Here is a 7,356-nt window from a genome sequence, read left to right on the forward strand (position 1 = left end):
GTGTCCGGCCCCGGCCCCGCCCCCGGTCGGTGACCTCGACGGACAGCTCCCCCGCCGTGCGGTGGTCCACCGCCACCACGCAGGCGTCCACGTCCGCGTGCCGCACCACGTTGGTGACCGATTCCTGGACGATCCGGAAGGCCGCCAGGTCGACCTCCGGCGGCAGCGGCCCCGGCTCGCCGTGCCGCCGGACCTCCACCCGCACCCCCGCCGCCGTGGTAGCCCCGGCCAGCCGGTCGAGGTCGGCCAGGCCCTGCGACAGCGTCGCCGAGGCCTCGCCGTCGGCCCGCCGCAGCACGACCAGCATCCGGCGCAGCGCGGCCAGGGTCTCCCGCCCGGCGGCCTCGATCTCGCCCAGCGCCTGCGCGGCCCGCTCCGGCCGACGGTCGATCACCCGGCGGGCCGCCCCGGCCTGGAGGGCGACGATGCCGAGGCTGTGCGCGACGGTGTCGTGCATCTCGCGGGCGATCCGCAGCCGTTCGGCGGTGACCGCCTCGTCGGCCGCCCGGGCGCTGAGCGCCTCGGCGTGCTCCCGGTTCTGCCGCACCGAGCGGCCGACCAGCCAGGCGACCAGCGCGAGCAGCGCGGCGCCGTCGGCCGAGCCGATGTGGGTGCCGGTGAAGATGCCCACCGTGCTGCCGCGCACCAGGCCGATGTGCAGCACCAGGAAGACCATGACCAGCGCGAACGCCGCCCGGGAGCTGCGCCGGGGCCGGTCGGCGGTGATCAGGCAGAGCGCGGTGTCCACGGCGAGCAGCGCACCGGGCGGCACCTGGGCGCCGCCGGCCCAGCCGTCGGTCTCGGTGAACGCGGCGACCAGCAGCAGGGCGACCGAGAGCACCGGCAGCCGCCGCACCAGCGCCGCGCCCGCGAAGGCCAGCACCGTGTCGGCCAGGGTGAACGCCCAGCCGCCGTGCGCGGCGGCGCCGGGGTGCTGCGCGGCGGCGCCGCCGAGCCGTACGGCGGGGTAGCCGGCGGCCGCGCACCAGGCGAGACCGACCCAGACCTCGGGCGGGACGCGCCGGAACAGCGGCGGGGAGGGGGTCGTGGACATGGTTCAAGATCGTAGCGACGGGCGCCGCCCGCCGTCATCCAGCCCTGGTTGTACGACCGCGGGTGACCTGCGGTGTCGACGCCGGTCCGATGCGCCCGACCGGTTCCCCCGGGCACCGTGGACCCCATGATCGAAGTTACCGAACTGACGAAGCGCTACGGCCGCGGCCGGCACGTCCGCACCGCCGTCGACCGCCTCTCCTTCACCGTCCGGCCGGGCCTGGTCACCGGCTTCCTCGGCCCCAACGGCGCGGGGAAGTCCACCACCCTGCGACTGGTCCTCGGCCTGGGCGACCCCACCTCCGGCACCGCCACCGTCGACGGCCGCCCGTTCCGCGGCAGGCCGCGCGGCCTGCGGCACGCCGGTGCGCTGCTCGACGCGGGCGACGCGCACGGCGGGCGCACCGGCCGGGCCCACCTGCGGGCGCTGGCCCGCGCCAACGCGATCCCGGCCGCGCGGGTCGAGCAGGTGCTGGAGGAGGTCGGGCTCGCCGCGGCGGCCGGGCGGCGGATCGGCGGCTACTCGCTGGGGATGCGCCAGCGCCTGGGCATCGCCGGGGCGCTGCTCGGCGACCCGCCGGTGCTGCTGTTCGACGAGCCGCTGAACGGGCTGGACCCGGAGGGCGTGCTCTGGGTGCGCGGACTGTTCCGGCGGCTCGCGGACGAGGGCCGCACGGTCTTCGTCTCCAGCCACATGATGGCCGAGATGGAGCACACCGCCGACCACCTGGTGGTGATCGGACGCGGGCGGCTGCTCGCCGATGAGAGCCTCACCGGGTTCGCCGCCCGGGCCGGCCGGGCCGCCGTCACCGTCCGGTCCGCCGAACCCGACCGGCTGGCGGCCGTGTTGACGGCGGCGGGCGCGGCCGTGCGGCCCGGCCCGGACGGCACCCTCGCAGTGAGCGGCCTGGACGCCACCCGGATCGGCGAACTCGCCCTGGAACAGCGCCTGTTGCTGCACGCCCTGACCACCCGGGGCGCCTCCCTGGAGGAGGCGTTCATGGACCTGACCGCCGACAGCGTCGAATACCTCGCCGGAGAGCCCCGATGAACACCCTGCCCACCCGCACCGCCACCGAGCCCACCGGCGCCGCCACCGAGCCCGCCCGCGCCGCCGCCCTGCCCACCCGCGCCGCCACCGAGCCGCGCGCCCGCTTCGGCGACCTGCTGGCCGCCGAGTGGATCAAGTTCTGGTCACTGCGCTCGATCCCCTGGGTGCTCGGCCTCGGCGCCCTGGCGAGCATCGCCGCCAACCTCAAGTCCGCGGTGTACACCCGCGACCACTGGACGCCGGGCGAAGGCGATCCGGCGGTCATGGCGCAGACCGCGCTGAACGACGCCTTCAACCTCGTCTCCGCCGACATCCTGATGCTGGTCGCGGGCGGCCTCGGCGCGATCGTCATCGCGGGCGAGTACGCGACCGGGCTGATCCGCACCACCCTGGCGGCCGTGCCCGACCGCCGGGCGGTGATCCTCGCCAAGGCCTGCGTGCTGGCCGCCGTGCTGTTCGGCTACGGGGTGCTCACCGTCGGCGTCTCCTTCGGCGGGAGCCAGGCGATCCTGGCCGGGACCGGCATCGGACAGTCCGTCACCGACCCGGCCGCGCTGCGGTACGTCGCGGCGGCGGTGCTGTTCGGCCCGGTCTGCGCCCTGGTCGGGCTCGGCCTCGGCACCCTGATCCGGCACAGCGCGGGCGCCGTGGTGGGCACCGTCGTGGTGCTGTTCTTCCTCCCCTCGCTGGTCACCGAGCGCTACCGCTGGAGCGCCGACCTGCTGCACGCCCTGCCGATGCCCGCCTGGCAGCGGCTGGCCCGGACCACGCTGGCGGGAATGCGCCCGTCCGAGTACCCGGCCACCGTCACGGGCGCCTGGGTCACCTTCGCGGTGTGGTCGCTGGCCTCGGTGGCGGTCGCCGCGGCCGCGGTCCGCCGCCGGGACCACTGACCGCCGGGAGAGCGCCCGCAGCGGAAGGCCCGCAGGGGACGGGCCCGCAGCGGAGAGCCCCGCACCGGAAGGCCCCGAGCGGGGGCGCTCAGAACGCCGCGATGCTCCCCGGCGCCCGCTCGGCCCGGCTGAGCGCCCGCAGCACCGCCGCCCGGCCGTGCCGCCGGGCGGCCAGCCGGGTCAGCAGGACGACGACGGACTCGAAGGCCTCCGGCGGCAGTTCGGGGCCCGGCACTCCGACGCTGACCGCCAGGTCGTCGCCGTGGACGGCCAGTTCCATCGTCCGGGTGGCCAGCAGGTCGTCCAGGGTGAGCGACCACGGGCCCCAGAACGGCAGCCGGACCGGTCGGGTGCCGTCCGCCGCCGCGAGCGTGCCCGCGAGCTCCGGCAGCACGGCGGCCAGCCGGCGGTGCAGCGCGGCCGCACCGTCGGCCGCGAAGGCCTCGCTGCCCTCCCGGATCCGCACGTTGGCGTCCGCGGCGAGCGCGGCGCCGACCCAGGCCGAGCGGGCGTAGTGCTCCAGCAGGCCGACCACCGGCTCGGCCGGCACGGCGGCGGCCAGCAGCTCCGGCAGGCAGAGGACCTGGTAGGCCAGGTGCCCGGCCAGTCCGCCGACGCTCCACCGCGCCAGCGCGCTCGGCCGCTGCCAGGCCCGGGCCACCTCCGGGCGGCGCAGGAGTTCCTCGGCCGTACCGGCGGCGGCCAGGAAGTCCCTCCGGGCGCCCGTCACGGCCCGTTCCCCACTCGTGGCCCGGTGGCCCGGAAGCCGCCGCGGCCCGAGGCCATGTCGGCGACCGCCACCAGCAGCGCCGTCAGCACCAGCCCGGCCGCGACCGTCACGCCCAGCTGGAAGGCCAGCGCCCAGTCCGGGCGGGGGCCGGCCGCGTGGGCGAAGAACACCGAGCCGACGACGGCGATGCCCACCGCCGAGCCGACCCGCTGCGCGGTCTGCATCACCCCGCCCGCGCTGCCCGCCCGGGCCACCGGCACCTGCTGGAGGGTCAGCGTCTGGTTCGGGGCGATCACCAGCCCACTGCCCACCCCGGCGACCAGCAGCGGCAGCGCCGTCGTCCAGCCCACCCGGGGCCCCGACCACAGCTGCACCGCCAGCGCCGAGGCCAGCAGCCCGGCCAGCACCAGCACCAGTCCGGCCACCACCAGCCGCCGCCCCAGCCGGCTCACCAGGCGCCCGCCCACCGCCGCGGACACCCCCGAGCCGACCGCGAACGGCGTGATCGCCAGGCCCGCCGTCAGCGCCGAGTAGTGCAGGCCCGCCTGGAGATAGAGCGTGAAGATGAAGAAGATCGCGGTGAACCCGGCGAAGTACACCAGCGACAGCAGCGTGCCCGCCGCGTACGGCCGCACCGCGAACAGCGCCATGCTCACCAGCGGTTCGCGCCGCCGCCCGTAGTGCAGTTCCCAGCCGACGAAGGCCGCGAGCAGCACCGCCGCCAGCGGCAGCAGCAGCCAGCGGGCCGAGCCGTGCCACTGCTGCGCCTGGACGAACGGCAGCAGCAGCGCGACCGTCCCGGCGCCGAGCAGCAGCACGCCGACCGGGTCGAAGTCCCGGTGCCCGGCCCGCTGGTCGGCGGGCGGGGGCGCCGGGAGCAGCCGGCGGGCGATCGGCAGCACGGCGACGCCGATCGGCAGGTTGACCAGGAACACCCAGCGCCAGCCGTCCTGCGGGCCGACCAGGTGGATCAGCAGCCCGCCGAGCAGCGGCCCCACCGCGGTGGACAGCCCGATGGTGGCACCGAGCGCGCCGAAGGCCCGGCCGCGCTCGGCGCCCTGGAACAGCACCTGGATGAAGCCGGACACCTGCGGCACCAGCACCCCGCCGGCCGCGCCCTGGAACAGCCGGGCCAGCACCAGCCACTCCTGGCTCTGCGCCGCCCCGGCGAGCGCGCTGGCCACGGTGAACAGTGCCAGCCCGGCGAGGAAGACGGCTCGTCGGCTGCGCGCGTCGCCGAGCCGCCCGGCGGGCACCAGCACCAGGCCGAAGGCCAGCGCGTAGCCGCTGAGCACCCACTGCAGGCCGCTGTCGGACATGTGCAGCCCGGCCCGTACCGTCGGCAGGGCGACGTTGACGATGCTGACGTCCAGCAGGGTCATGAAGCCGGCGACCAGGCAGACGGCGAGCGCCCGCCAGCGCCGGGTGGCGGCCCGGACGCCCACGGCGGTGGCGCCGGGCCGGGGCGGGTGCACGCTGCTGCGCGGGGGGTCGGCGTTCATGGGAGCCTCTTCCCGGGGCCGGGGCGTCCGGGTCGGTGGATGATCGCCGGTCGGCTTCGTTCGGCCCGTCGTCGGTCGGCCTCGGTCGGCCTCGGTCGGCTTCGTTCGGCCCATCGTCGCCCGGGCCTCCCGGGGCCGCCACCCGGGCCACCGCTCGGGCCGGCACTCGGGGCGCCGCCCGGGCCGCCGCCGCCCGTCCTCACCCGAACGGCCGAACCGGATCGCGACCGCCGCCCGCACCCCGGAGGCTGACGGCATGACCGTCGCCACCGAGACCCCGCCCTCCGCCCCTCCGGTGCTGGACGTCCGGCAGCGGAACGTCGTCTTCGCCACCATCGTGCTCGGCATGCTGCTGGCCGCCCTCGACCAGACCATCGTCGGCACCGCCCTGCCCACCATCGTCGCGGACCTCGGCGGGGCCGCGCACATGTCCTGGGTGGTGACGTCCTACCTGCTGGCCGAGACGGTGGCCACCGTGCTGGCCGGCAAGTTCGGCGACCTGTACGGGCGCAAGCTGCTGTTCCAGGTCTCGGCGATCGTCTTCGTCGGCGGCTCGTTCCTGTGCGGCCTGGCCACCGACATGACCCTGCTGATCGCCTGGCGCGCCGTGCAGGGCTTCGGCGCGGGCGGCCTGATGGTCACCTCCATGGCGCTGATCGCGGACGTCATCCCGCTGCGCGAGCGCGGCAAGTACCAGGGCGCGATCGGTGCGGTGTTCGGCGTGGCCACGGTGATCGGGCCGCTGCTGGGCGGGCTGTTCACCGACCACCTGTCCTGGCGCTGGGCGTTCTACGTCAACGTGCCGATCGCGGTCGTGGTGGTCGCCCTGGCCGCCCGGACCATCCCCTCGGTCCGCTCGGCGACCCGCCCGGTCGTCGACTACCTGGGCATCGTGCTGGTCGCGGTCGGCGCCGGCGCGCTGATCCTGGCGACCAGTTGGGGCGGCAACCAGTACGCCTGGAGCTCCGGGGTGATCATCGGCCTGTTCGTCGGCGGCGCGCTGGCGCTCGGCCTGTTCTGCTGGGTGGAGACCCGGGCCGTCGAACCGATGCTGCCGATGCGGCTGTTCCGCAACCCGGTGTTCACGGTCTGCTCGGTGCTCAGCTTCATCGTCGGCTTCGCCATGCTCGGCGCGCTGACCTTCCTGCCGACCTTCCTCCAGTACGTGGACGGCGACTCGGCGACCGTCTCCGGCGTGCGGACGCTGCCGATGGTGATCGGTCTGCTGATCGCCTCGATCGCCAGCGGCAACGCGGTCAGCAAGACCGGGAAGTACCGGGTGTTCCCGATCGTCGGCACGGCGGTGATGGCGCTCGGCCTCTACCTGCTGTCCCGGCTGGAGCCCGACACCGGCTCCGCACTGGCCTCGCTCTACATGTTCGTGCTCGGCGTCGGCATCGGGCTGAGCATGCAGGTGCTCACCATCGCCGTGCAGAACACCGTCGACTACGCCGACCTCGGCACGGCCACCTCCGGGGTGACCTTCTTCCGCACCATCGGCAGCTCCTTCGGCACCGCGGTGTTCGGCACCATCTACGCCAACAGCCTGCAGACCGAACTCGCCGACGGGATCGCCACCGCCGCCCGGCTGACCGGCGCCGACCCGGCCGTGCTCAGCCAGGCCGCGCAGAGCCCGCAGGGCCTGCACCAGCTGCCCGCCGACCAGGCCGCGCCGATCGTCCAGGCCTACTCCGACGCCCTGCACACCGTGTACCTGTGGACCATCCCGGTGGCCGTGGCCGGCTTCGTGGTGGCACTCTTCCTCAAACAGGTGCAGCTGCGCGACACCGCCCGGGCGGGCTCCACCGACATGGGCGAGGCCTTCGCCCAGCCGACCACCGCCGACTCCGACCCGCACCTGGAGTACTCGGTCTGCCGGATCGTGCGCGGGGTGGACCTCGACGCCGTCCGGACGATCGTCGCCGGCGCCGGCGCCCGGGTGGACCTGGCCGGGGCCTGGGCGCTGATGGAGGTGGCCGGCCACACCAGGGCCGTCGGCCACGCCTCGCTCGACCTCATCGCCGCCCGCAAGCGGGTGCCGCCCGAGGTCCTGGAGCCGGTCTTCGACCGGATGGCCGCCGAGGGCTACCTCCTGCGCGAGGGCGACGCCCTCTCCCCCACCGAGGC

General features: G+C 75.8%; 6 protein-coding genes. 3 read left to right on the forward strand and 3 right to left on the reverse strand.

Translation table 11 applies throughout. From position 1 onward, the window contains the following. Positions 1-1,054, reverse strand: a 1,054-nt coding sequence (locus tag ACIQOV_RS18345; RefSeq protein ID WP_401049627.1) for a sensor histidine kinase, incomplete at its 3' end; no start/stop codon positions are given. A gap of 126 nt (positions 1,055-1,180) precedes the next feature. Between ACIQOV_RS18345 and ACIQOV_RS18350 the strand changes: the two genes are divergently transcribed. Beyond that, entirely contained in the window at positions 1,181-2,104 is a 924-nt protein-coding gene (locus tag ACIQOV_RS18350; protein ID WP_401049629.1) for an ATP-binding cassette domain-containing protein, read from the forward strand. Then, complete coding sequence (locus ACIQOV_RS18355) at positions 2,101-2,997, forward strand: ABC transporter permease subunit (RefSeq protein ID WP_401049630.1); 897 nt, start codon at positions 2,101-2,103, stop codon at positions 2,995-2,997. The genes ACIQOV_RS18350 and ACIQOV_RS18355 overlap by 4 nt, the downstream gene beginning before the upstream one ends. A gap of 88 nt (positions 2,998-3,085) precedes the next feature. Here ACIQOV_RS18355 and ACIQOV_RS18360 read toward each other — a convergent pair whose 3' ends face one another. Further along, on the reverse strand, positions 3,086-3,727 hold the full coding sequence (locus ACIQOV_RS18360) for a maleylpyruvate isomerase N-terminal domain-containing protein (RefSeq protein ID WP_401049632.1): 642 nt from the start codon (positions 3,725-3,727) through the stop codon (positions 3,086-3,088). Next, positions 3,724-5,229 (reverse strand): MFS transporter, encoded by a 1,506-nt coding sequence (locus ACIQOV_RS18365; RefSeq protein ID WP_401049633.1) that lies wholly within the window; start codon positions 5,227-5,229, stop codon positions 3,724-3,726. The genes ACIQOV_RS18360 and ACIQOV_RS18365 overlap by 4 nt, the downstream gene beginning before the upstream one ends. A gap of 256 nt (positions 5,230-5,485) precedes the next feature. Between ACIQOV_RS18365 and ACIQOV_RS18370 the strand changes: the two genes are divergently transcribed. Then, positions 5,486-7,356 (forward strand): MDR family MFS transporter (locus tag ACIQOV_RS18370; protein WP_401049635.1); only part of this gene is annotated, 1,871 nt, incomplete at its 3' end.

The organism is Kitasatospora sp. NPDC091257 (assembly GCF_044757675.1).
Taxonomy (GTDB): Bacteria; Actinomycetota; Actinomycetes; order Streptomycetales; family Streptomycetaceae; genus Kitasatospora; species Kitasatospora lactacystinica.